The sequence below is a fragment of the Alsobacter sp. SYSU BS001988 genome, assembly GCF_054796215.1.
Map to the genome: position 1 here is coordinate 98,505 of NZ_JBTAMK010000010.1, position 23,109 is coordinate 121,613.

Annotated in this window: 21 protein-coding genes; 16 read left to right on the top strand and 5 right to left on the bottom strand. The window is 70.3% G+C overall.

Going from position 1 to position 23,109, the window contains the following annotated elements:
• Position 1: 1 nt before the first annotated feature.
• The 8 genes from ACYVO7_RS17800 to ACYVO7_RS17835 all read left to right on the top strand — a co-directional run bounded on the left by ACYVO7_RS17800 (position 2) and on the right by ACYVO7_RS17835 (position 7,595).
• Positions 2-1,336, top strand: coding sequence for a phenylacetate--CoA ligase family protein (locus tag ACYVO7_RS17800; protein WP_460451151.1), 1,335 nt, complete (start codon positions 2-4; stop codon positions 1,334-1,336).
• A 36-nt stretch (positions 1,337-1,372) separates the two neighbouring features.
• Positions 1,373-2,254, top strand: coding sequence for a branched-chain amino acid ABC transporter permease (locus ACYVO7_RS17805; protein ID WP_460451152.1), 882 nt, complete (start codon positions 1,373-1,375; stop codon positions 2,252-2,254).
• Positions 2,251-3,216, top strand: a complete 966-nt coding sequence (locus tag ACYVO7_RS17810; protein WP_460451153.1) for a branched-chain amino acid ABC transporter permease — start codon at positions 2,251-2,253, stop codon at positions 3,214-3,216. The genes ACYVO7_RS17805 and ACYVO7_RS17810 overlap by 4 nt, the downstream gene beginning before the upstream one ends.
• Positions 3,213-3,944: an ABC transporter ATP-binding protein gene (locus tag ACYVO7_RS17815; RefSeq protein WP_460451154.1), complete on the top strand. Its 732-nt coding sequence runs from the start codon at positions 3,213-3,215 to the stop codon at positions 3,942-3,944. Before ACYVO7_RS17810 ends, ACYVO7_RS17815 begins: the two co-directional genes overlap by 4 nt.
• Positions 3,941-4,663 (top strand): ABC transporter ATP-binding protein, encoded by a 723-nt coding sequence (locus ACYVO7_RS17820; RefSeq protein WP_460451155.1) that lies wholly within the window; start codon positions 3,941-3,943, stop codon positions 4,661-4,663. Before ACYVO7_RS17815 ends, ACYVO7_RS17820 begins: the two co-directional genes overlap by 4 nt.
• Positions 4,664-4,742: 79 nt before the next feature.
• Positions 4,743-5,936: an ABC transporter substrate-binding protein gene (locus ACYVO7_RS17825; RefSeq protein WP_460451156.1), complete on the top strand. Its 1,194-nt coding sequence runs from the start codon at positions 4,743-4,745 to the stop codon at positions 5,934-5,936.
• Positions 5,937-5,994: 58 nt separating this feature from the next.
• Complete coding sequence (locus ACYVO7_RS17830) at positions 5,995-6,852, top strand: isocitrate lyase/PEP mutase family protein (RefSeq protein WP_460451157.1); 858 nt, start codon at positions 5,995-5,997, stop codon at positions 6,850-6,852.
• Positions 6,849-7,595, top strand: a complete 747-nt coding sequence (locus ACYVO7_RS17835) for a DUF72 domain-containing protein (protein ID WP_460451158.1) — start codon at positions 6,849-6,851, stop codon at positions 7,593-7,595. The genes ACYVO7_RS17830 and ACYVO7_RS17835 overlap by 4 nt, the downstream gene beginning before the upstream one ends.
• Before the next feature lie 44 nt (positions 7,596-7,639).
• Here the strand turns inward: ACYVO7_RS17835 and ACYVO7_RS17840 are convergent, their stop codons facing one another.
• A complete protein-coding gene (locus ACYVO7_RS17840; RefSeq protein WP_460451159.1) occupies positions 7,640-8,257 on the bottom strand; it encodes a pyridoxamine 5'-phosphate oxidase family protein in 618 nt (205 codons plus the stop codon).
• Positions 8,258-8,366: 109 nt separating this feature from the next.
• Between ACYVO7_RS17840 and ACYVO7_RS17845 the strand changes: the two genes are divergently transcribed.
• Complete coding sequence (locus ACYVO7_RS17845) at positions 8,367-9,254, top strand: LysR family transcriptional regulator (protein WP_460451160.1); 888 nt, start codon at positions 8,367-8,369, stop codon at positions 9,252-9,254.
• Between the two features lie 48 nt (positions 9,255-9,302).
• Here ACYVO7_RS17845 and ACYVO7_RS17850 read toward each other — a convergent pair whose 3' ends face one another.
• Complete coding sequence (locus ACYVO7_RS17850) at positions 9,303-10,946, bottom strand: FAD-dependent oxidoreductase (protein ID WP_460451161.1); 1,644 nt, start codon at positions 10,944-10,946, stop codon at positions 9,303-9,305.
• Positions 10,947-11,167: 221 nt separating this feature from the next.
• Here ACYVO7_RS17850 and ACYVO7_RS17855 point away from each other — a divergent pair, with 221 nt between their 5' ends.
• Entirely contained in the window at positions 11,168-12,190 is a 1,023-nt protein-coding gene (locus tag ACYVO7_RS17855; protein ID WP_460451162.1) for an alpha/beta fold hydrolase, read from the top strand.
• A gap of 68 nt (positions 12,191-12,258) precedes the next feature.
• Here the strand turns inward: ACYVO7_RS17855 and ACYVO7_RS17860 are convergent, their stop codons facing one another.
• Together ACYVO7_RS17860 and ACYVO7_RS17865 are read right to left on the bottom strand one after the other, a co-directional pair.
• A complete protein-coding gene (locus ACYVO7_RS17860) occupies positions 12,259-12,969 on the bottom strand; it encodes a L,D-transpeptidase (RefSeq protein WP_460451163.1) in 711 nt (236 codons plus the stop codon).
• Positions 12,970-13,096: 127 nt separating this feature from the next.
• The gene (locus tag ACYVO7_RS17865) at positions 13,097-13,933 is read right to left on the bottom strand and encodes a c-type cytochrome (protein WP_460451164.1); all 837 of its coding nucleotides are present in this window, start codon (positions 13,931-13,933) and stop codon (positions 13,097-13,099) included.
• Between the two features lie 296 nt (positions 13,934-14,229).
• On the opposite strand from ACYVO7_RS17865, the gene ACYVO7_RS17870 reads away from it, so the two are divergent.
• Entirely contained in the window at positions 14,230-16,521 is a 2,292-nt protein-coding gene (locus ACYVO7_RS17870) for an FdhF/YdeP family oxidoreductase (protein ID WP_460451165.1), read from the top strand.
• A gap of 120 nt (positions 16,522-16,641) precedes the next feature.
• Here the strand turns inward: ACYVO7_RS17870 and ACYVO7_RS17875 are convergent, their stop codons facing one another.
• On the bottom strand, positions 16,642-17,553 hold the full coding sequence (locus tag ACYVO7_RS17875) for a LysR family transcriptional regulator (RefSeq protein ID WP_460451166.1): 912 nt from the start codon (positions 17,551-17,553) through the stop codon (positions 16,642-16,644).
• 160 nt (positions 17,554-17,713) lie between these two features.
• Between ACYVO7_RS17875 and ACYVO7_RS17880 the strand changes: the two genes are divergently transcribed.
• The 5 genes from ACYVO7_RS17880 to ACYVO7_RS17900 all read left to right on the top strand — a co-directional run bounded on the left by ACYVO7_RS17880 (position 17,714) and on the right by ACYVO7_RS17900 (position 23,101).
• Entirely contained in the window at positions 17,714-19,246 is a 1,533-nt protein-coding gene (locus tag ACYVO7_RS17880) for an ABC transporter substrate-binding protein (RefSeq protein WP_460451167.1), read from the top strand.
• A gap of 79 nt (positions 19,247-19,325) precedes the next feature.
• Positions 19,326-20,243, top strand: a complete 918-nt coding sequence (locus ACYVO7_RS17885; RefSeq protein ID WP_460451168.1) for an ABC transporter permease — start codon at positions 19,326-19,328, stop codon at positions 20,241-20,243.
• Between the two features lies 1 nt (position 20,244).
• A complete protein-coding gene (locus tag ACYVO7_RS17890) occupies positions 20,245-21,135 on the top strand; it encodes an ABC transporter permease (protein ID WP_460451169.1) in 891 nt (296 codons plus the stop codon).
• Positions 21,136-21,137: 2 nt separating this feature from the next.
• Positions 21,138-22,109: an ABC transporter ATP-binding protein gene (locus ACYVO7_RS17895; protein WP_460451170.1), complete on the top strand. Its 972-nt coding sequence runs from the start codon at positions 21,138-21,140 to the stop codon at positions 22,107-22,109.
• On the top strand, positions 22,106-23,101 hold the full coding sequence (locus tag ACYVO7_RS17900; RefSeq protein WP_460451171.1) for an ABC transporter ATP-binding protein: 996 nt from the start codon (positions 22,106-22,108) through the stop codon (positions 23,099-23,101). The genes ACYVO7_RS17895 and ACYVO7_RS17900 overlap by 4 nt, the downstream gene beginning before the upstream one ends.
• The last annotated feature ends 8 nt before the right edge of the window (positions 23,102-23,109 follow it).

Sequence of the window (23,109 nt, forward strand, 5' to 3'; positions counted from 1 at the left end):
GATGCTGCAGGAACCCGCCATCGAGACGCTGCCCTGGGCGCAGCAACAGCCGCAGGACGACCCGCTCTACCGCGAGCAGGTCCGCTTCCTCTTCGAGCGCTCGCGCTTTTTCCGCGAGAAGCTCGAGGCCAGCGGCTTCCGGACGCCCGAGTCCGTGGGCGGACTGGACGACATCGCGGCGCTGCCGCTCACCGAGAAGGACGAGCTGCGGGCCAGCCGCAGCGACGCCGATCCGATCGGGACGCATCTCGCGTCGCCGCTCGAGGAGGTGGTGCGCATCTTCTCCACCAGCGGCACCACCGGCGTGCCGAGCTACATCCCGCTCACGGCGGGCGACCTCGAGAACTGGGTCCGCACCTCGGCCCGCAGCTACGGCGCCTCCGGCCTCGCGCCGGGCCAGCGCCTCATCTCCACCTACAACGCCGGGCCCTTCGTGGCCGGCGCGGCCCTGGACGCCTTCCCGCGCCTGGGCCTCTGCCACATCCCGGTCGGAACCGGCAACACCGAGCGCCTGCTCACGGCCGTGAAGCTGCTGAAGCCCCACGTGCTGGCCTGCACGCCGTCCTATGCGCTGCATCTCGCCGAGATCGGCGAAGCGCGGGGGCTCGACCTGCCCAACAGCAGCATCGAGCGCATCATGGTGGCGGGCGAGCCCGGCGGCGGCGAGCCCGCGATGCGGGCCAAGCTCGAAGCCGCCTGGGGCGCCAAGGTCACCGAGGCGATGGGCATCGGCGACATCTCGGTCTCGCTCTGGGGCGAGTGCGAGGAGCAGCACGGCATGCACTTCTCCGGCCGCGGCTTCGTCCATTTCGAGCTGATCGAGCCCGAGACCGGCAAGGCCGTGCCGGTGGAGGACGGCGCCCGGGGCGAACTCGTCTACACGCATCTGCGCCATCGCGGCGCGCCGCAGCTGCGCTTCCGCAGCCGCGACCACGTGGTGGTCCACACCGGGCCCTGCGCCTGCGGTCGCACGTCCCCGCGGGTCCGCTGCATCGGCCGGACGGACGACATGCTGATCGTGCGCGGCGTCAACGTGTTCCCCTCGGCGATCCGCGAGGTCGTCAACCGCCAGGCTCCGGCCGTGACGGGCGTCGTCTCGGTCCGCCCCGCCGCGAAGGGCGTGAAGCAGGCGCCGCCGCTGAAGGTGGTCGTCGAGCTCGCCGAGAACGAGGCCGGGTCCGATGCGCTGCGGGAGCGGATCGAGCACGACATTCGGGCGACGCTCGTGGTGACCACCCGGGTGCATCTCGCCTCCTACGGGTCGCTGCCCCGGAGCGAGTACAAGTCGCGACTGCTCGACTTCTCGGAAGCCACCGAGGAGGCGGCGGATGACTGACAAGGGCGGCGCCCCTCCCCGCGCGGGAGGCCGGCCATGACCTTCGCGTCCGTGGCGCAGGCCGTCCTGCTCGCGCTGTCGATGGCGGGCCTCTACGCGGCAGTGGCCGCGGGCCTCACGCTGACCGTCGGCGTGACGCGGATCATCAACTTCGCCCACGGCGAGTTCGTGATGCTCGGGGCCTTCCTGACCTACTGGCTGCACATGCGCTTCGGGGTGTCGCCCTGGCTCGGGATGGCGGCCTCCGGGGTCGCGCTCGGCGCCTTTTCGGCCCTCGTCTACCGGGGCTTCCTGGCGCGCGTGCTCAAGCAGGACGAGCACAACCAGCTGCTGGCGACGCTCGGCCTGTCGATCCTGATCCTCAACCTCGCCGTGATCGCCTGGTCGCCCGACCCGCGCGTGATGCAGGCGCCGCAGCTTCTGCCGTCGCTGAACCTCGCCGGCGTCACGGTGCCCGGCAACAACATCGCGGTCGCGCTCGTCGGCTTGCTGCTCTTCGCGGCGATGTACATGCTGCGCAATCACACCCGCTACGGCACGCAGATGCGTTTCGCGAGCGACGACCCCGCCTTGGCGATGCATGCCGGCATCGACGTGGACCGCGTGTTCGAGCTCTCCTTCGTGATCGGGGGAGCGGCGGCCGGCGTGTCCGGCGGCCTCGTGGCGCTGATCCTCTACGTCCAGCCCACGGTCGGCGTCGACCTCGTCATCCGCGCCTTCGCGATCATCGCGCTGGGCGGGCTCGGCAACATTCCGGGCGCGCTGATCGGCAGCGCCATCCTGGCGCTCACGGAGGGACTGATCAGCACCTTCGTGCCGCAGGGCGGCAGCTGGGGCTTCGGCATCGCCTTCCTGATCCTGCTCCTCGTGCTGGTGGTTCGCCCCAGCGGTCTGTTCGGCAAGCAGGCCCAGGCATGAGCAGGACCATCCTCGCCCGCCTCGGCCTGTATGCGGCGATCTCGACCCCCTCGCTGCTGATCCTGGCCGCCGACCACCCCTTCCTGATCCAGGTGGCGATCGGCACGCTGATCTCGGCCATCCTGGCCCTCGCCTGGGACATCCTGTCCCGCACCGGCCAGGTCTCGCTGGGGCACGCGGCGTTCTTCGGCATCGGCGGCTACGGCTCCGGCCTGTTGACGCCCGTGGTCGGCCCGGTGCTGGGTTGGACGCTCGGGATCCTGCTCTGCGCCGCGGTGGCAGTCGTGCTCGGCGCCATCACGCTGCGGCTGCGCCGGCTCTACTTCACCATCGCGACCCTGTCGTTCAGCCTGTCGATCCAGGTCCTCATCCTGGTCACGCCCGGGATCACGGGCGGCTCGACGGGCATCATGCCGCCGGTGATCGCGAGCGGGTCCCCTCCCCGCCAGCTCCTCTTCATCACCGGCTGCCTGGTCGCGGCGGCCATCGTCAGCGACGTGTTCCTCGGTCGACGCTTCCGGCCCGCCTTCTTCATGATCCGCAACAATCCCGAGCTCGCGGCGGCCTCGGGCGTGCCGGTGACGCGCCTGAAGATCCTGGCCTTCGCGGTGTCCGGCATGGTGGCCGGCCTGGCGGGCGCCTGCTATTGCGGCCTCTACGGTTACGTCATCCCGGAGGACGTGTTCACCACCAACTGGAACGTCCTGCCGCTCGCGGTCACCATCCTGGGCGGCATGGACACGACCCTCGGCCCCGTCGTCGGCGCGGTCGTGCTGCGGATGCTGGAGGAACTCGCCCGCCACTTCGTGGGCGGGGTCGGGTACCAGGTCGTCTATGGGGCGGTGATCATCCTGTTCATCGTCGGCATGCCGGAGGGCCTCGTCGGTTTCGGGCGCAGGCTGCTGCGGCGCCGGCGCGGCGCCAGGGGCGGCGCGCCCGCCAAGGCGAGGGCGGCGGCATGACGGCGGCCTTGCGCATCGACGGATGCACCGTCGCCTTCGGCGGCCTGCGGGCCATCGACGACGTCAGCCTCGACATCCCCGGCGGAGCCATCACGGCGCTGATCGGGCCCAACGGGTCCGGCAAGAGCACCTTCGTCAACATGGTGTCGGGCCAGATCCCGCCCCGCCAGGGCAAGGTGCTGCTGGGCGGCGAGCCCGTGCAGGGGCTGCGTCCCGACAGGATCGTCCATCGGGGTCTCGCCCGGACCTACCAGGTGCCGCGCGTGCCGAAGGACCTCACCATCGACGAGGTCATCGCCGTGCCGCTCCTCTACGCCCGGTCGGAGCGCCCGATGCCGGGCGGCGCGCGAAGCGCGGGCGACCTCGCCCGCTATTGCGGGCTGCGGCCGGACGTCGGCACGCGCTGCGGCCAGCTGTCCGTCTCGGACCTGCGCCGCCTGGAGATCGCCCGGGCGCTGGCCTGCCGTCCGAGCGTGCTGCTGCTCGACGAGTCCATGGCGGGGCTGAGCCTGGAGGACACCGACCAGGTCATCGGCCTCGTGCGGGAGATCCACGCCTCCGGCGTCACCATCGTGGTGATCGAGCACGTGATGAAGATCATCGCGCGCCTGTGCGGGCATGCGGTCGTGCTCAACCAGGGCAAGGTGCTGGCCGAAGGCGCGCCCCATGCGGTGCTGAGCGATCCGGACGTGCGCGAAGCCTATCTCGGGAAAGGGTTCAGGCTGTGAACCGGTTCGAGGTCAGTCTGGAGCGGGCCGGCTATGGCGAGCTCACCGTCCTCCCGAAGCTCTCCTTCGAAGCGTCCGGCGGCGAACTGCTGGTGCTGCTGGGTCCCAACGGGGCGGGCAAGACGACGGCGCTGCGGGCGGTGGTCGGAACCGTGGACGTCGCGCGGCGCAGCGTCCGCCTGGACGGCGCCGACCTCTCCGGCCTCCCCGCCTGGGGACTGGCGCGCGCCGGCGTGGCCTATGTGCCGGACGGGGCGCGGTGCTTCAGCAACGCCACCGTGGAGGAGAACCTCCGGGGCGCCTTCGAGGCCACCGACCGGCCGTCCAGGCCCGGCCAGCGGAGCCGCCTCTTCGACCTCGCTTTCGAGCTGTTTCCCGTCCTGCGGGAGCGCCTCGGCCAGCTGGCCGGCTCCATGAGCGGAGGGCAGCGCCAGATGCTGGCGATCGCCCGCGCCCTCATGATGGAGCCGCGCGTGCTCGTGCTGGACGAGCCGTCGGCGGGGCTCTCGCCGAAGCTGGTGGAGGAGCTCTTCGAGGCGCTGGGCCGCATCAAGGCCACGAGCGGCTGCGCCGTCGTGATGGCGGAGCAGAACTTCGCCGCGGCGGTCAGCGTCGCCGACAACTGCCTCGTGCTGGACGAGGGGCGCGTGGCCTTGAGCGGCGCCGTGGAGGAGGTGCGCAGCAACGAGAAACTGAGGATCGCCTATCTGGGCCTGTGAGCGGCGCCCGGCGCCGCCCCAGCCCGCGCTCGATGCATGTCCGCCGGCAAGGAGCGGACAACGAGGGAGGAGAACGACCATGATGAGAAAGAGCCTGGGCCGCCTGCTGGCGGCGGCGGCGGCGGCGGCCGTCGCGACGCTGACGCCCGCGATGGCGCAGCAGAACGCGCCGCTGAAGATCGGCGTCCCCTTGCCGCTGACCGGCGCCTTGGCCGGCGGAGGCGCCCAGATCCTCTGGGGCGTCCAGTACGCGGCCGACGAGGTGAACGCGGCGGGCGGCCTGTTCGGCCGCAAGATCGAACTGATCGTCGAGGACACCAAGGGCGAGCCGAACACCTCCGCGGGCATCGCCGCGAAGCTGGCCACCCAGGACAAGGTCGACGCGGTGGTGGGCGGCTTCGGCAGCACCGCGGACTTCGCGCTCCTCAGCGCGCTGCAGCGCTACGAACCCATCTTTGTGCATCCGGGCTCGTCCTCGGTCAGGCTCGAAGAGACCTTCGGCAAGAACGACTGGTATTATCACGTCTATATCTGGGACTATCACCGCCAAAAGGCCGCGGTGAACTTCTTCAAGAGCATCCCGGGCGTGAAGACGCTGGCGATCGCCTTCGAGGACAAGCTCTACGGCACGGACGGCGCCAAGTTCACCGAACAATACGCCAAGGAGGCCGGCCTCGAGGTCGTGATGAAGGAGCCGTTCCGCGCCGGAACGCCCGACTTCTCGCCGATCCTGAACCGCGCCAAGGGGCTCAACCCGGACGTGCTCTTCCTGATCGGCTACTCGGGCGACAACATCCAGATCGCCCGCCAGGCGGCCCAGCTCGGCGTCAAGCCGAAGCTGCTCGTCACCCAGGGCGCGGGCGAGAAGCGCTCGGACTTCGGGGCGGCCGGCGACAACGTGGTCGTCATCGACCTGTGGTCGGCCAAGCAGAAGACGCCGGGCCTGGCCGAGTGGGTGAAGAAAGCCGAGGCGAAGCGGGGCGGCGAAGTCGTGTCGAGCGCCGTGCAGGGCTACGTCGCCATGCAGACGCTCACCGAAGCCGCCAAGGCCGCGGGATCCTGGGATCGCGCCAAGGTCCTCGACAAGCTCGGGTCGATGACCTTCGACACGCCCTACGGCAAGGTCGCCTACACGGCCTCCGAGATGGGCGGAAAGCACCAGCTCATCACGGACAAGAGCATGATCGCCGTCCAGTACAAGCCCGACGGCGGCCAGGAAGTGGTCTGGCCGGCCGAAAAGGCCGACGCCAAGATCACCTATCCGGCCCCGTAACGGGCTTTTCGGCTCCACCCCGGCGGCGCCGCCGCCGGGGCTTTCACGAGGACACGCCATGCCCGCCACCCTCTCCGACCGCCTCGCCCAGCCGGGCATGATCGTCGCCCCCGGCGTCTACGACATGGTTTCGGCGAAGCTCGCCGACGCCGCCGGATTCGACGCCCTCTACATGACGGGCTTCGGCGTCGTCGCCTCGCATCTGGGCTATCCGGACGCGGGGCTCGCCACCTATACGGACATGGTCGGCCGGGTGCGGCAGATCGCCGAGGGCGTCGCGACGCCGCTCATCGCGGACGGCGACACCGGCTATGGCGGCCTGCTCAACGTCGACCATGCGGTGCGCGGCTACGAGGCCGCGGGCGCCCAGGCGATCCAGCTGGAGGACCAGGAGTTCCCCAAGAAGTGCGGCCACACGCCGAGCCGGCGCGTGATCCCCATGGCGGACGCCGCCCGCAAGATCAGGGTCGCCTCGGAGGCGCGGTCGTCCCGGGATTTCAAGATCGTGGCCCGGACGGACGCGAGGACCGGCCATGGCCTCGACGAGGCCCTGCGCAGGGGCGAAGCCTTCCTGAAGGCGGGCGCCGACATCCTGTTCATCGAGTCGCCCGAGAGCGAGGAGGAGATGCGCCGGATCGGCTCCGCCTTCGACGCGCCTCTCCTGGCCAACATGGTGGAGGGCGGACGCACGCCGATCCTGTCGCAACAGGACCTGGAAGGGCTCGGCTACAAGATCGCCATCTACCCGGTCGCCGGCCTTCTGGCCGCCTCCGCCGCGCTGTCCTCCCTCTACGGGCACATGCGCAAGACCGGCTCGACCCTGGGATGGAGCGGCGAGCTGGCCGGGTTCTCGGATTTTGTGCGCATGATCGGGTTCGAGCGCGTGTGGGACTTCGAGAAGCGCAACGCCGAATGACGCAGGGGCGGACCCGGTTTTTCGTCGGCACGGCCGGCTGGAGCATCCCGAGAATCCACGCCGAAGGCTTTCCAGCCGAGGGCAGCCACCTCGAACGCTACGCCGCCGTTTTCCCGGCGGCCGAGATCAACACCTCCTTCTACCGGCCCCACCGCAAGTCCACCTATGAGCGATGGGGCGCCTCGACGCCGCAGTCGTTCCGCTTCTCGGTGAAGGCGCCGAAGAGCGTGACGCATTCGGACTGGCGCGACATCGGGCCTGGCCTGGACGCGTTCTTCGCCGAGACGGCGGGTCTGGGCGACAAGCTCGGTCCTATCCTGATCCAGCTCCCTCCCAAGCGCGTCTTCGCGGTGAACGAAGCCGACGAGTTCCTGTCCGCCTTCCGCGACAGGACGGGCGGCGACGTCGTCCTCGAGCCGAGGCACGCATCCTGGTTCGGGCCCGGTGCGGACGACCTCCTGCAAGCGCGCAGGGTCGCGAGGGTCGCGGCGGACCCGCCACGGGCGAACGGCGCCGACCGGCCCGGAGGCTGGTCGGGCCTGGCCTATCATCGCCTGCACGGCTCGCCGCAGATCTACCGCTCGTCCTATGCGGGCGAGCGGCTGGACGCGCTGGCCTCCGACATGCGGGCTGCGGCCGACGCCGGGTCGCAGACCTGGTGCATCTTCGACAACACGACCTCCTATGCGGCCGCAGGCGACGCGCTCGCGCTGCTCAGGCTGCTCGGCCCGGGCGCCCGCTGAAGGGATCCGTTGGCCGGTCGGCCCCCCCCTCCCCGGCGCTCGGCTCACCGCTCCCCGAGTCTGGCCCTGAGCGCCGCGTTCTCCTCCGCGAGCCTGTCCCGCTCGGCTTCGAGCCGCGCGAAGGCGGCCGCGGCGGCGGCGGCGTCGACCTTGCGGGGGATGTGCTGCGGGCAGTTGATGTCCCAGGCCTCGACCGTGAACAGGATGGCCTGTTCGGGCCGGGCCTCGTAGCCGCCGGGCATGAGCCGGGCGACGAGGTCGGGATCCTGCACGACGCGGGCGCGGCCCCAGAGCTTCACCCGCCGGCGGTGCGCGTAATCGATGAGGAAGAGGAAGGCCCGCTCGTTCTCCTCGAGGTTCCCGGTGGTCACATATTGCCGGTTGCCCGAGAAGTCGGCGAAGCCGAGCGTGTGCTCGTCGATGACGCGGATGAAGCCGGCCGGCCCGCCGCGGTGCTGGGCGTAGGGCTGGCCCTTGGCGTTGGCGGTGGCGAGAAACGCCGTGTCGATCTCGGCGAGGAAGGCCGCGAGTTCGGGCGTGACGTCGGTGCGGAAGCCGCCGCGCTCCTCCATCCGGGCGTATGCGGACCGCGATCCCCGCCGCGCCTGCAAGGCCTTGACCCGTGGCGTGAAGGCGATGTCGCTGGAAGGAATGTCGGCCATGGCCAGTCTCCGGTTCGGTCCTTGACGTGTGCGAAGACCATGCGCCCTGTCCGCTGCGGCGATAATCCGCCAAGATGGCGCGACATCGTTTCAACCAGCGGGATGATCCATGGACCGGATGCTGGCGCTGCGCACCTTCGCCGCCGTCGCCCGCCTGCGCAGTTTCGCCGCCGCGGCGCGTCAGCTCCGGCTTTCGGCCACGGCCGCAAGCCGCGCAGTGGCGCTGTTGGAGGACGAGCTTGGAGCGCCGCTTCTGCTGCGCACGACGCGGTCGGTGAGCCTCACCCCGGAGGGAGCCGCCTATCTGGAAGCCTGCCAGTCCGCCCTGGACCAGCTGGACGACGCGGCGCGCCTGCTCCGGGGCGAGCACGCCGAGCCGCGCGGCCGGCTGGCGGTGACAGCCCCCGTCGTCTTCGGCCGCATGCATGTGCTGCCCATCGTCACCGGCCTGCTGCGGACGCATCCCAAGCTCTCGGTCCAGCTGCAGCTCGCCGACCGCGTCGTTCGCCTGGCCGAAGAGGGCGTCGACGCCGCCGTGCGCATCGGGGATCTCCCCGACAGCGCCCTCCACCAGGCGAGGCTGACGGAGGTCCGGCGCGTCCTCGTCGCCAGCCCGTCCTACCTGGCGGAGAGGGGCGAGCTGGCGACCGTGGCCGACCTCGCCGGCCACGACCTCGTCGCCTTCGACAGCTTCACGGCGAACGGCGAATGGCGCTTCGCCGAGGGCCGGCCGGTGCGCGTGGAGCCCCGGATGCTCACGAACGACGTGGAATCGGCCATCGACGCCGTCGTCGGCGGCCTCGGGATCGCGAGGGTCCTGTCCTATCAGGTGAAGCGGCATCTGGCGGCCGGCTCCCTGAGGCGGATCCTGCCCGGGTCCGAGCCCCCTTCCCTGCCGGTCACCCTCGTGTTTCCGGCGAACCGCCGCGGGTCTCCCAACTTGCGCGCCTTCCTCGAGGCTGCGCAGCGGGCGCTCCGCCCTGCGGAACTCGGGTGACCGACGCGGACGGATCCGAACTCGCCGGGCGTCCCGCTCCCGTCGGGATCACGCCGTCGCCCGGGCCGCCTGCTGGCCGAAGAGGGAATGGATCTGGGCGACGACGGCCGCCCCTTCCCCGACGGCGGCCGCGACGCGCTTCGTGGATCCGGCTCGGACGTCGCCGATGGCGAATACGCCGGGCATGCTGGTCTCCAGCGGCAGGCCGCGGGATCCCGTCACGACGAACCCCTTGCCGTCCGTCTCCACGCAGGGTTGCGCCCAGGCGGCGTTCGGGTCCGCGCCGATGAACAGGAACATGTGCCGAAGGGGACAGCTGTGCAGGGCGCCGTCGCGCCGGTCGCGGAAGATCGCCGCGGTCAAGCCCGTCGCGCGGTTCCCCTCCAGGCCGGCGATCTCGCTGCCCACATGGATCTCGACGTTCGGGAGCGCGTGGATGCGCTCGATGAGATAGCGCGACATGGTCTCTTCGAGGCCGCGCCTGACGACGAGGTGCAGCGTCTTCACCTGGGGGGCGAGGAACACGACCGCCTGGCCGGCGGAGTTGCCGCCGCCGACCAGCGCCACCTCCTCGCCCGCGCAGAGCCGGGCTTCGACCGCCGACACCCAGTAGGAGACGCCCGCCCCCTCGAACTCCGCGAGGTTGGGGATGTCCGGCCGGCGGTAGCGGGCGCCCGATGCGATCACCACGGCGCGCGCCTTGACGCGGCGGTCGCCCGCGCAGGCCAGGGTCAACGCGCCGCCGTCGCAATCGAGGCGCTCCACGGCGATCGGAATGGCGACCTGCGCGCCGAACTTCAGGGCCTGGTTGAAGGCCCGGCCCGCGAGCGCCTGGCCCGAGATGCCGGTGGGGAACCCGAGATAGTTCTCGATCCGCGCGGACGCGCCGGCCTGCCCGCCCATGGCGCGGGCGTCGAGCACCAGCACGGACAACCCCTCGGAGGCCGCGTAGACCGCCGTCGCCAGTCCGGCCGGCCCGGCGCCGACGACGGCCACGTCCACCACGCGCTCGGGATCGATCTCCGGCACCAGGCCGAGGCAACCCGCCAGCTCCTCGACCGTCGGCCGCTTGAGGACGGGGCCGGCCGGGCAGACCACGAGCGGCAACTCCTCGGGCAGCACGCCCGTGCGCAACACCAGCGCGCGCCCTTCCTGGTCGTTCCGGACGTCGAGGACGAGGTTCGGCAGTCCCGCCCGGTTCAGGAAGCCCTGAAGCTCGAGGACCTCGCGGCTGTCCGGCACTCCGATGAGGATCGTCCCGGCGCCGCCTTCCGCGATGAGGCCGACGCGGCGCAGGATCAGGGCGCGCATGACGATCTCGCCCAGCTCCGCCGACCCGACCATCAGCGCGCGCAGGTGAGCGGCGTCGAAGGGCAGCGCCGTGCAGCCTTGCGGACCTGCATGGCCGCCCGCGATCGCCGGGAGTCCCGCAAGCTGGTTCACCTCGCCCGAGAACTGCCCTTCATGATGCGTGGCGATCAGGGCCTCGCGGGTCAGGCCGTCGCGGCGGATGACCTCGATCGACCCCTGCAGGACGAGCCAAGCCGGCGCATCGGTGGCCCCGATCGCATAGACGACCTCGCCCGGCTCGAAGCGGCGTTCGGGTCCGCTCGCGAAGCGGCGGGCCAGCTCCATCTGGCCCGGCGTGAGCGTGGGGAACATCTGGTGTTCGCGGCTCGCGATCGATGTCACGCAATCCTCCGTCGGCTGGCGCGTCTACGGGTCATGACCGGACGGGAGGGTCTGGGAGGCGAGCCCGCCCCGGCGATCACGATCGATCACATTATCGGTGAGGCGAGGCCGTGGCCCTCCCCCTTTTTCACGCATTCTGGAACGCTCGTTCAGGGAAGGCTCTCCCGTGAGCATCGGGCCGGAGCCGACCGTCGCCGCTCTCACCCCCCCGGAGACACGCCATGTCCACTCTCCACCCCCAGCTCCACCGCCGCACGCTCCTCGCCGGCGCCGCCGCTCTCGCCGCGGCCTCCCTCGGTCCGGCGGGCCGCGCCCGCGCACAGGGCGGGCCGGCGGGCTCGGCCGAGGCCTTCGGGCCCGTCAAGCAGGTCGAGGCCGGCGTGCTTAGCGTGGGCTATGTCGAGATCGGGCCAGCCGACGGCCCGCCCGTGCTGCTGCTGCACGGCTGGCCCTACGACATCCACAGCTACGCCGAGGTCGCGCCGATCCTGGCGGCGTCAGGCCTTCGCGTCCTCGTCCCGCATCTGCGCGGCTACGGCGCGACCCGCTTCCTCTCCGCCGACACGATGCGCAACGGCCAGCAGGCGGCCCTCGCCATCGACGCCCTCGCCTTCCTCGACGCCCTGAAGGTCGAGAAGGCGGTCGTCGCCGGCTACGACTGGGGCGCGCGCACCGCCGACATCCTCGCGGCTCTCTGGCCCGAGCGCTGCCGCGGCCTCGTGTCGGTCAGCGGCTACCTGATCGGCAGCCAGGAGGCCAACCGGGCGCCGCTGCCGCCCAGGGCCGAGCTGCAATGGTGGTACCAGTACTACTTCGCCACGGAGCGCGGCCAGGCCGGCTACGCGAAGCACACCAGGGACTTCGCTCGGCTCATCTGGGAGCTCGCCTCGCCGCAATGGCGGTTCGACGACGCGACATTCGCCCGCTCGGCCGCGTCGCTGGACAATCCCGACCACGTCGCGATCTCCATCCACAACTACCGCTGGAGGCTCGGGCTCGCGCCGGGCGAGGCCCGCTACGACGACGTCGAAGCGAGACTGGCGACGTTCCCCGCCATCAGCGTCCCCACGATCACCATGGAGGGCGACGCCAACGGCGCTCCTCATCCCGAGCCCGCCGCCTATGCGAAGCGCTTCGCCGGCCGCTACGAGCACCGGCTCGTGACGGGCGGCGTGGGCCACAACCTGCCGCAGGAGGCGCCGCGCGCGTTCGCCCAGGCCGTGCTGGACATCGCTCGCGCCTGACCACACTCCGCGAAGCCGGTCCAGGCTTTGCGCGGCGGCGGAGCCTGGATCCTGGGGCGACGCCGCCGCTAGGCCGGCAGGACGACCACCTTCGTCTTGACCGGCGTGCGGGTGTAGAGGTCGATCATGTCCTGGGTGAGCAGGCCGGTGCAGCCGCTCGTCACGCCGGACCCGATCGATTCGGGGTCGCTGGTGCTGTAGATCGTGTAAAGCGTGTATCTGCCGTTCTGATAGAGATAGAGCGTGCGGGCGCCGAGCGGATTGTCGAGGCCTCCCGGCATGCCGCCGGCGTATTTGCGGGCTTCCGGCTGGCGCTGGATCATCTCCTTGGGCGGCGTCCAGGTCGGCCACTCGGCCTTGCGGCCGACATACGCGTCGCCGCTCCACAGGAAGCCTTCGCGGCCGACATTGGCGCCATAGCGGGTGGCGTTTCCGTCGCCTTCGATGCGGTAGACGTAGTAATTGCCGGGATCGACGATGATGGTGCCGGGAGCCTCCTTGGAGGCGTAGCGCACCGTCCGGCGGAAATATTTCGGATCGATCTTGCTGACGTCGACCGCCGGGATCGGGAATTTCGGGTCGGCCACGGGCCCGTAGAGCAGGGACGCCTCGGTCCGGCTCAGGCCGTCGGACGTCACGCAACCCGCCAGACCCAGGGCGCTGAGACTGACGGCGGAGCCGAACAGAAACGAGCGGCGGTCCAGACGCCCGGACCGAAGCTCACGCGAAGCGGCCTCGGCCCTCTCGCCGGCGTCGGCGATCCTATGATCCGTCATCATGAGTTTGGGAGTTTCCACTGTCCTGTCGCCGGAACGGGGAACGGTCCGGCCTACATCCGCTGTACGTCATACGAGCGCCGAGACTGACGTCACACGGCGAAATTGGCAAGCCGAGCGACGGAAGGCGTCATCGCAGCGTGTGAAGGTAGGCGACCATGTCCCGCGCGTCGGCCTCGCTCACGCCGAGGTCCGGCATGGCCGTCTCCGGCTTGATGAGCTGCGGATGGCGCACCCAGGCGGCCAGGTTGTCAGGCGTGTTCCAGAGGACGCCGGCGAGGTAGAGCCTCTCCCCCAGCCCGTCGAGCGGCGGCCCCACCTGGCTCTCGGCGCTCCGGACCCCCGGGATCGCGTGACAGGTGGCGCACGCATATTGCCGGAGCGCGGTTCGGCCCCGCTCGACGGCTCCGTCCGGAGTCCATGCGACGTCCGGCGGCCGCGAAGCGCCAAGCTCCAGCGGCGGTCCGTCCGCCAGGCGCCGGTATTCGGCCGGGGACAGCGCCGCGGAGCTCTTGAGGAAGGCCGTCAGCGCCCATCTCTCGCTCTCGCCGAGGCGGTACTCCCAGGCGGGCATGCCCGTCATCTTGATGCCGTTGGTGATCGCCCAGAAGATCTCGGGCGCGGTCCGCGCGCGGCCCATGCGCCCCGCATTGGGGGGCGCCGGGTTCATGCCGAGCCCGACCGCCCCGGGCGCGACGCCGGGGGCGCCGTGACATGGGACGCAGTCCCGCTCGAAGAGGGCTCGACCGAGCGCGACCGCCCCGCGGCCGTCATATCCGGGCGGCGGCGCGATCCCCGCCGCGTGGGTCTGGATCGATCGCCTCCGCGCCGTGCTGACCAGCCAGGAGACGAAGGGCGTGTGCTGGCCGATCGCCGAGATGTCGTAGATCCCGGAATACACATAGGCCAGGACCCCGCCCGTCCCCGACGCGACCGCCACGAGGGCCGCGACGGAGAGAAGGAGCATCGTGCGTCGCCACGAGGCTTTCGCGCGGAGGATCATGGGCGGCGCCCAGCGCGGACGGCCGCTTCACCCCGCCGCGGCGCGACGCGGCGGCCCGCCGGCTTGGCCAGGAAGGCCGTGATGGTGGAGCGCGCGCCTGTCCCCATGAATCCGACCTTCCGCCCTTCTCGAGACTTCGGCGTCAACGCGAGCGCGCCTGGAGAGTTCGACGCGGCGTCCCGTGCGGCATTTGCGTCGGGAGCGGAACGGGGCGTTCGGGGGCGTCGTTGAACGTCCACGACAGCGCGGGGAGGACGGTCATGGCGCATGACGAGGCGGAAGGCCCGGACGACACGGTGGGCTACGACGGTCCGGCTGGCGGTTGGGGATCCGTGCGCGGGATGTCGTCCGTGCTTCTGAAGGAATTGGATTCGCCTGCGGTCGCCCGGACGCTCATGCGGCAGAACAAGCCCGGCGGGTTCATGTGCGTATCCTGCGCCTGGACGAAGCCGGCGCACCCGCGGCCTTTCGAGTTTTGCGAGAACGGCGCCAAGGCGACCTTGTGGGAGCTGACAAGCCGGCGCTGCGCGCCGGACTTCTTCGCCGCGCACACGCTCTCCGAACTGCGGGGCTGGAGCGACTACGACCTGGAGCAGCAGGGCCGGCTGACGCACCCCATGCGCTACGATCGGGCTTCGGACCGCTACGTCCCCTGTTCGTGGGACGAGGCCTTCGCGGGCGTGGGCGCCGCGCTTCGGTCCATCGAGCCGCGCTCCGCCGTCTTCTACGCCTCCGGGCGGGCCAGCCTGGAGACGGCGTATCTGTATGCGCTCTTCGCGCGGCTCTATGGCCACAACAACCTGCCCGACAGCTCCAACATGTGCCACGAGACCACCTCGGTGGCGCTGAAGCAGCTGATCGGCGTGCCGGTCGGAACCGTGACGCTGGAGGACTTCGACCACTGCGACGCGATCTTCTTCTTCGGCCAGAACACAGGGTCCAACAGCCCCCGCTTCCTGCACACGCTGGAGGAGTGCGTGCGGCGCGGGGTCAAGATCGTGACGTTCAATCCCGTGCGCGAGAAAGGCCTCGAGAGCTTCGTCAACCCGCAGAATCCTCTCGAGATGCTGACGGGCTCGGCGACGCCGATCTCGACGCAGTACCACCAGGTCAGGCCGGGCGGAGACATCGCCGCGCTCACGGGCCTGGCCAAGCACGTGCTCGACGAGGACGAGCGAACCGGCGGCGGCGTGCTCGACCGGGACTTCATCGCGCGCAACACGAGCGGCTTCGAAGCCTTCGCAGCCGCCGTGCGGGCCACGACCTGGGAGGAGATCGAGCGCGAAGCTGGCCTGACGCGGGCGGCGCTTCAGGAGGCGGCGGAGGTCTATGTCGCGGCGAATCGCGTCATCGGCATCTACGGCATGGGCCTGACGCAGCACGCGCGAGGCTTCGACAACATCGCCGCTTATGTGTCGCTGCTCCTGCTGAGAGGCAATCTCGGCCGGAGGGGCGCGGGGATCTCGCCCGTGCGCGGCCATTCCAACGTCCAGGGCCAGCGCACCGTCGGGATCAGCGAGAAGCCGGAACTGGCGCCGCTGGACCGGCTCGCCGCGCAATTCGGCTTCGAGCCGCCGCGCCAAAAGGGAATGAACACGGTCGAAGCCTGCGAAGGCCTGCTCGCCGGCGAGGTCCAGGCCTTCATCGGCCTCGGCGGCAACTTCCTGCGCGCCGTGCCGGACAGTCCGGCCATCGAAGCGGCATGGACGCACCTGAGATTGACCGTCCAGGTCGCGACGAAGCTCAACCGCAGCCATCTCCTGTGCGGCGAGCAGGCCTGGCTGCTGCCCTGCCTCGGGCGGGCGGAGAAGGATGTTCAGGCCGGCGGCCCCCAGGTGGTCGCCATCGAGGACAGCCTCAGTCGCATCCACGGCTCCCGCGCCACCCATGCCCCGGCGAGCGAGAACCTGCTGTCGGAGGTCGCCATCGTGGCCGGCATGGCGCAGGCGACGCTTCCTCCCAATCCGAAGGTGGACTGGAGCGCCTGGGTCTCGGACTACGGGGCCGTCAGGGACGCCATCGAGCAGACCTATCCCGACCAGTTCCATGACTTCAACAAGCGGCTTTTCACGCCCGGCGGCTTCTATCGCGGCAACGCGGCGCATGAGGGCGTCTGGAAGACCGACGACGGCAAGGCCCATTTGACGCCGCCCGCCGCCCTGTCGGCGGTCGGCTATGCGGACGAGCCCGGCCGGCTGAGGCTGATCACCCTGCGGAGCAACGACCAGTTCAACACGACCATCTACGGCCTGAGCGACCGGCTGCGCGGCGTCGAGGGTCGCCGCGACGTGCTTCTGATGCCCCCGGCGGAGATCGAGCGGCATGGGCTGCGGCCGGGCCAGCGCGTCGACCTGCATGGCGACGCCGGCGACGGCGCAGCGCGCAAGGTGGCCGACCTGGAAGTCGTTCCCTTCGACCTGCCCGAAGGCTGCGTGGCGGGCTATTATCCGGAACTCAACCCGCTCGTGCCGCTCTGGCTCCACGACGCCAAATCGAAGACGCCCGCCTACAAATCCGTTCCGGTGCGCGTCAAAGCCAGCGCCTCCGCGTGAGGGCGCCGCGCTCGCCGACGCTGGCCGTCGTCGGGCGCCGGCGCACGGATCTCGTCGCCCTGCTTGGCGGCTCCGGCGGCGTGCGAGCGGGAGGGTCTCGCGGGCGCCTCTCCGTCGCGCTCAGCGCGGCTCCAGCGGCCCGGGAGCCTCCAGCTCGGCGATCAGGGCCGCGATGAAATCCTGGACCGTCTGCGGCAGCTTGCGGCCGAGCATGGTGTGGATCTGCAGGTTGCGCTCCAGGAAATTGGCCTCTTCGAACGGCACGAGCGCAAGGCGCCCGTCGCGCACCGCGGTGCGCGCCGAGAGATAGGTCGCGAAGGTCACCCCTCCCCCGAACCGGCAGAAATGCAGCAGGCTGGCGACGTTGGTGGAGGTCAGCGCCGGCTCCAGGGAAAGGCCCTTGGTGGCGCAATACATGTCCAGCACGCGCCGGATGGTCGCGGCGTCGTCCAGGATGGCGATGGGGTGGGCGAAGATCTCCGCGATGCTCACCACGCCGCGGCCGATCAGCGGGTGATCCGGGCTGGCGAAGGCGAAGCTGGCCTTGGCGCCCTGCCACTGGATCTGCACGCCGCCCTCCGGGGAGAGGGAAAACGAGACGCCGACGTCGACCTCGCCCTCCTGGACGGCGGGGATCACCTGGGCGGGTGCCATGACCCGCAGGTCGAAGACGACATGCGGCCGTTCCGCCCTGAAAGCGTGGACGACCTCCGGCAGGAGGCTGTTCGCCATGCCCTCGGTCGCGGCGATGCGGATCATCCCGCGGCTCGCGCCATTGAGCTGCCGGATCTCGCTGACGATCTGCTCGCTTTCCAGCGCGGCCCTCTGGGCGTAGCTCGACAGCAGGCGCCCCGCATGCGTCAGCGCCATCCCGCGGGATCGCCGCTCGAACAAGGGCGAGGCGACCTCCTCCTCCAGCTTGGCGATCTGCCGGCTCACCGCCGAGGCCGAGACGCGAAGCCGCTCGGCGGCCGCGTTGAGGGATCCGATGCGGGCGACCTCGAGGAAGTAGCGCAGGGCTGAAGGGTGCAACGGCGGACCTCGCGTGCATTGCCGAACCGGCAATAATCCATTCGATTCATTGTTATGGCGGCAACGTCGGACTGTTGGCAAATTCATCGCCATGGCCACGCGCGAAGGGCCAGCCAGCCCTCCGCCCGGCCCCATAAGGACGACGTTTCAGGGAGCGATCATGAAGACCATGCGATGGACGGCCCTTGCGGGCCTGGCTGCGGCTGCGCTCACCGCCACGGCGACGCTCGGCCCGGCATGGGCCGGAAAGGCCGACGACACGATCCGCATGGCCTATGACCAGGCGCCCGAGAGCGTCGACCCGTTCTTCAACAATGTCCGCATCGGCGTCATCATCGGCCAGCACGTCTGGGACACGCTGGTCTATCGCGACCCGGCCACCGGCGAGTACAAGGGCCAGCTCGCCACTGCGTGGCGGCAGGTCGACGACCGCACGATCGAGTTCGACCTGCGCCAGGGCGTGAAGTTCCACAACGGCGAGGAGTTCGACGCCGACGACGTCGTCTACACCCTGAACTTCATCGCCAAGCCCGAGAACAAGGTCGTCACGCAGCAGAACGTCAACTGGATCGAGAAGGCCGAGAAGGTCGACAAGCACAAGGTGCGCGTGATCACCAAGAAGGTGTTCCCGGCCGCCATCGAGTACCTGGCCGGCCCGGTGGTGATCCACCCGAACGAGTATTACGAGAAGGTCGGCCCCAAGGGGCAGAACGACAAGCCGGTCGGCTCGGGCCCCTACATGGTCTCGAACTACGTTCCGGGCAAGTCGATCACGCTGGTGAAGAACCCGAACTACTTCAAGGACTCGCCCAAGCCGCAGCCCAGGATCTCCAAGATCGAGATCCGCTTCATCCCGGACCGGCAGACCCAGATGGCCGAGGCCCTTTCGGGCGGCGCCGACCTCATCATGAGCGTGCCGAAGGACCAGGCCGACCAGCTCCAGCAGGTTCCGACCCTGCAGGTCGTCTCCGGCGAGACCATGCGCATCGTGTTCATGCAGATGAACAGCCTGGAGAACTCGCCCGCCCCCGCCCTGAAGGACGAGCGCGTGCGCAAGGCGATCATCCACGCCATCGACCGCGAGGCCATGGTGAAGGAGATCGTCGGCGCGGGCTCGCGCGTGCTGAACACGATCTGCTTCCCGTCCCAGTTCGGCTGCACGGACGAGGGCGCGGCCCGCTACAGATACGATCCCGCGTTGTCCAAGAAGCTCCTGGCCGAGGCCGGATACCCGAACGGGCTCGACCTGGACATCGTCGCTTATCGCGAGCGCAACCAGACGGAAGCCATGATCGGCTACCTGAAGGCCGTCGGCATCCGCACCAACCTGCGCTTCCTCCAATACGCCGCCATGCGCGACGTGATCACCAGCGGCAAGGCGATGCTGACGCACCAGACCTGGGGCTCGTTCTCGGTCAACGACGTGTCGGCGGCCACGCCCAACTACTTCGCCTTCACGGCCGAGGACATCACCCACGACGCCGAGGTGCGCGACCTGCTGCTGAAGGGCAACAGCTCGGTGGACCCGCAGGTGCGCAAGGACGCCTATAAGCAGGCGCTCAAGATCATCGCCGACAAGGCCTACGCGGCGCCCCTCTACTCGCTGCCGGTCTATTACGCCGCGAATGCGGACCTGAACTTCAAGGCCTATCCGGACGAGATGCCGCGCTTCTGGGAAATGACCTGGAAGTGAGGGGCGACCCGTCCGCCGCAGAGGCCGGCCGCGCGCCTACGCGGCCGGCGCAAGGTCCGGCCGGCCCCTGGGGACTGTCATGATCGCCTATATCGTCAAGAGGCTCGGTCTGGCGCTGCTGGTCGCCCTGGCGGTCTCCGCCCTCGCCTTCTTCCTGATCCGCCTCTCGGGCGACGTGGCCACCGCCATCGCCGGCGAGGGCGCGCGCCAGGAAGACCTCGACATCATCCGCCAGACCTACGGCCTCGACCGGCCGCTGGTGGTCCAGTACCTGTCCTGGCTCTGGCAGACGCTGCGAGGCGACTTCGGCACGTCGATCTACTTCAAGACGGATGTGAGCAGCCTCGTGCTGGCCAAGCTGCCCGTCACCCTTCTGCTCGGCCTGACCTCGCTCCTGTTCGCGCTGGTCATCGCCATCCCGCTCGGCGTGCTCGCCGCCGTCTACTCCAACAGCTGGATCGACCGCCTCGCGCTGGGCGTGGCCGTGGTCGGCCAAGCGCTACCGAACTTCTTCTTCGCGCTGTGCCTCGTGATGCTGTTCTCCATCACGCTGCGCTGGCTGCCGGTGTCGGGCTCCTCGACCTGGCTGCACTTCGTCATGCCGACCATCGCGCTGGGCTACTACGTCGCGCCCGCCTTCATGCGGCTGATCCGCGCCGGCATGATCGAGGTGCTCTCGGCCGACTACATCCGCACGGCGCGGGCCAAGGGCCTGCCGGCCCACACCGTGGTGTTCAAGCACGCCCTGCGCAACGCCGTGGTTCCGGTGGTGGCCCTCACGGCGGTGCAGCTCGGCTTCCTGCTCGGCGGGTCGGTGGTGATCGAGACCATCTTCGCGCTCGATGGGCTGGGCTACCTCGCCTACCAGAGCATCACCTACAAGGACTTCCCGGTGATGCAGGTGATCGTCCTGCTGCTGTCCGTCATCTACGTGCTGCTCACGCTGGCCTCCGACATCGCCAATGCGTGGCTCGACCCGCGCATCCGGGTGGCCTGAGATGAGCCTCGCCCTCCCCACCCCCGCGGCCGAGCCCTCCCGCGCCGCCCGGCTGCGGCGGCGCCTGCGCGGCCAGCACGCCTTCCTGGTCGGCGCCGGGCTTCTCGCCCTGATCGCGCTCGCCGCCGTCTTCGCGCCGCTGCTGGCGCCGCACGACCCCTACCTGCAGAACCTGGCGCAGCGGACCATCCCGCCGGTGTGGTATCCGAAGGGAAGCTGGCTCCACCCGCTCGGCACGGACCAGCTCGGCCGCGACTACCTGTCCCGCCTCCTCTACGGCGCGCGGATCTCGCTCTTGATCGGGGTGAGCGTCGTCCTCATCGCCGGCCTGATCGGCACGGCCATGGGCCTGCTCGCAGGCTATTTCGGCGGACGCACGGACATGGCGATGACCTTCATCGTCACCACCCGTCTTTCCCTTCCGGTGATCCTGGTCGCGCTCGCTGTGGTGGCCATGGTGGGCGGCTCGCTGTGGATCGTGATCCTGGTGCTCGGGCTCCTGAAATGGGACCGTTTCGCCGTGGTGATGCGCAGCGCCACTCAGCAGGTGCGCTCGCAGGACTACGTGGCCGCCGCCCGCGCCGCCGGCGCCTCGACGGCGCACATCGTGCTGCGCGAGGTGCTGCCCAACATCGCCCCGCAGCTCATCGTGGTGGCGACCCTGGAGGCGGCCAGCGCCATCCTGCTCGAGGCCGCCCTGTCGTTCCTGGGCCTCGGCGTGCAGCCGCCGCTGCCGTCCTGGGGCCTGATGATCTCCGAGGCCAAGGCCTACATGTTCTTCTCCTTCTGGCTGATCGCCATCCCGGGCTCGGCGCTCGCCCTGCTGATCTTCGCCATCAACCTGACGGGCGACGGCCTGCGCGACGTCATCTCGCCGGACGGCCGGGGCTGACCATGACCGAGACCATCCTCGAGGTGCGCGGCCTCAGCGTCGACATCGCCACCGCCGGCGGCGTCGTCCACCCCGTTCGCGACATCTCCCTCCAGGTCGAGCGCGGCGAGACGCTGTGCGTCGTCGGCGAGTCCGGGTGCGGCAAGTCCATGACCTCGCTCGCCATCATGGACCTGCTGCCCAAGGGCGCCCGCCGCCGCGCCACGGCCCTGTCCTTCGCCGGGGAGGACCTGAGCCGCGCTTCGGGCAAGCGTTTCAACGCGTTGCGCGGCGACCGCATGGCCATGATCTTCCAGGAGCCCATGACGGCCCTGAACCCGGCCTACACCATCGGCGACCAGCTCGCAGAGCACTACCGGCTGCACCGCCAGGCCAGCGCCGCCCAGGCGCGCGAGCGCGCCGTCCACCTTTTGGACAAGGTCGGCATCGCCTCCCCGGCCGAGCGGCTGGGCCAGTACCCGCACCAGCTGTCCGGCGGCCTGCGCCAGCGCGTCATGATCGCCATGGCGCTGATGTGCGAGCCGGATCTGCTGATCGCCGACGAGCCGACCACCGCGCTCGACGTCACCATCCAGGCGCAGATCCTGCGGCTGCTGGCGGACCTCCAGAAGGAGTTCGGCGTCGCCATCTTGCTCATCACCCACGACCTCGGCGTGGTGGCCCGCATCGCCGACCGGGTCGCGGTGATGTACGCCGGGCAGGTCGTCGAGGAAGGCCCCGCCGCCGCCCTCTTCGACGACCCGCGCCACCCCTACACGCGCGGCCTGCTGGACTGCATCCCCGTCCCCGGCCGCACCGCCCGCGGCGGCCGCCTCGGCGCCATTCCGGGCGTGGTCCCGTCGCTCGTGGGCGAGCTGCAAGGCTGCAGCTTCCGCGACCGCTGCCCGCACGCCCGGCCGGTCTGCGCCGAAGATCCGCCCGCCCGCGAGGCCGGCGGCCATCGCTGGCGCTGCATCCTGGAGAAGGCCGCGTGACCGCGCTCCTCACGGCGGACGCCCTGACCCGCTCCTTCGACGTGAACCAGGGCCTGTTCCGGCGCCGCCGGACCCTGCACGCCGTGAACGGCGTCTCGCTCGACATCCGCAAGGGCGAGGTGCTGGCCATCGTGGGCGAGTCCGGCTGCGGCAAGTCCACCCTGGCGCGCATGCTGCTGGGCCTCCTGACCCCGACCGCGGGCGCCATCACGCTCGAGGGCCGCGACATCCGGGAGCTGGGCCACAAATTCGTGGCGCGCCGCGTCCAGCCCGTGTTCCAGGACCCCTACTCGTCCCTCAACCCGCGCCGCACCATCGCCTCCATCGTGGCCCTGCCGCTGGAGGCGCACGGCGTCGGCACGGCCGAGGAGCGCCGGCGCAAGGTGCTCGACATTCTCGACCGCGTGGGCCTTCCCCAGCGTTTCGCGGACCGCTACCCGCGCGAGCTCTCGGGCGGCCAGCGCCAGCGCGTCGCGATCGCCAGGGCGCTGGTGATGAATCCCGAGATCGTCATCTGCGACGAGCCCACCTCCGCCCTGGACGTCTCCGTCCAGTCGCAGATCCTGAACCTGCTGATGGACCTGCAGAGGGAGCTCGGCCTCACCTATGTGTTCATCAGCCACAACCTGGCCGTGGTCGAGCACATCGCGACCCGCGTGGCGGTGATGTATCTCGGCCGGGTGGTCGAGCTGGCGGACACGGACAGCCTCTTCCGCAGCCCCCGCCACCCCTACACGCAGGCGCTCCTGGCCTCGGTGCTGACCCCCGAGCCGGGGCTCGGCTTGCCGGACACCCATCTCGGCGTCGCCTTCCCCGATCCGCTCAACCCGCCGCCGGGCTGCCCCTTCCATCCGCGCTGCCCGCGCCGCTTCGAGCCCTGCGACGCCGTCACGCCCGCGCTGCTGCGCGAACCGGGCGGCGAGAACGCCGTCGCCTGCCACTTGCATGCGCCGCCCCCGGCGGGCGCCGCCCTTCCCAAGACCAAGAGCTGACGAGGAAA

Coding starts and splice junctions, on each gene's coding strand:
- ACYVO7_RS17800 (WP_460451151.1), top strand. CDS start 2: ATGCTGCAGGAACCCGCCATCGAGACGCTGCCCTGGGCGCAGCAACAG.
- ACYVO7_RS17805 (WP_460451152.1), top strand. CDS start 1,373: ATGACCTTCGCGTCCGTGGCGCAGGCCGTCCTGCTCGCGCTGTCGATG.
- ACYVO7_RS17810 (WP_460451153.1), top strand. CDS start 2,251: ATGAGCAGGACCATCCTCGCCCGCCTCGGCCTGTATGCGGCGATCTCG.
- ACYVO7_RS17815 (WP_460451154.1), top strand. CDS start 3,213: ATGACGGCGGCCTTGCGCATCGACGGATGCACCGTCGCCTTCGGCGGC.
- ACYVO7_RS17825 (WP_460451156.1), top strand. CDS start 4,743: ATGATGAGAAAGAGCCTGGGCCGCCTGCTGGCGGCGGCGGCGGCGGCG.
- ACYVO7_RS17830 (WP_460451157.1), top strand. CDS start 5,995: ATGCCCGCCACCCTCTCCGACCGCCTCGCCCAGCCGGGCATGATCGTC.
- ACYVO7_RS17835 (WP_460451158.1), top strand. CDS start 6,849: ATGACGCAGGGGCGGACCCGGTTTTTCGTCGGCACGGCCGGCTGGAGC.
- ACYVO7_RS17840 (WP_460451159.1), bottom strand. CDS start 8,257: ATGGCCGACATTCCTTCCAGCGACATCGCCTTCACGCCACGGGTCAAG.
- ACYVO7_RS17845 (WP_460451160.1), top strand. CDS start 8,367: ATGGACCGGATGCTGGCGCTGCGCACCTTCGCCGCCGTCGCCCGCCTG.
- ACYVO7_RS17855 (WP_460451162.1), top strand. CDS start 11,168: ATGTCCACTCTCCACCCCCAGCTCCACCGCCGCACGCTCCTCGCCGGC.
- ACYVO7_RS17860 (WP_460451163.1), bottom strand. CDS start 12,969: ATGATGACGGATCATAGGATCGCCGACGCCGGCGAGAGGGCCGAGGCC.
- ACYVO7_RS17865 (WP_460451164.1), bottom strand. CDS start 13,933: ATGCTCCTTCTCTCCGTCGCGGCCCTCGTGGCGGTCGCGTCGGGGACG.
- ACYVO7_RS17870 (WP_460451165.1), top strand. CDS start 14,230: ATGGCGCATGACGAGGCGGAAGGCCCGGACGACACGGTGGGCTACGAC.
- ACYVO7_RS17880 (WP_460451167.1), top strand. CDS start 17,714: ATGAAGACCATGCGATGGACGGCCCTTGCGGGCCTGGCTGCGGCTGCG.
- ACYVO7_RS17885 (WP_460451168.1), top strand. CDS start 19,326: ATGATCGCCTATATCGTCAAGAGGCTCGGTCTGGCGCTGCTGGTCGCC.
- ACYVO7_RS17890 (WP_460451169.1), top strand. CDS start 20,245: ATGAGCCTCGCCCTCCCCACCCCCGCGGCCGAGCCCTCCCGCGCCGCC.
- ACYVO7_RS17895 (WP_460451170.1), top strand. CDS start 21,138: ATGACCGAGACCATCCTCGAGGTGCGCGGCCTCAGCGTCGACATCGCC.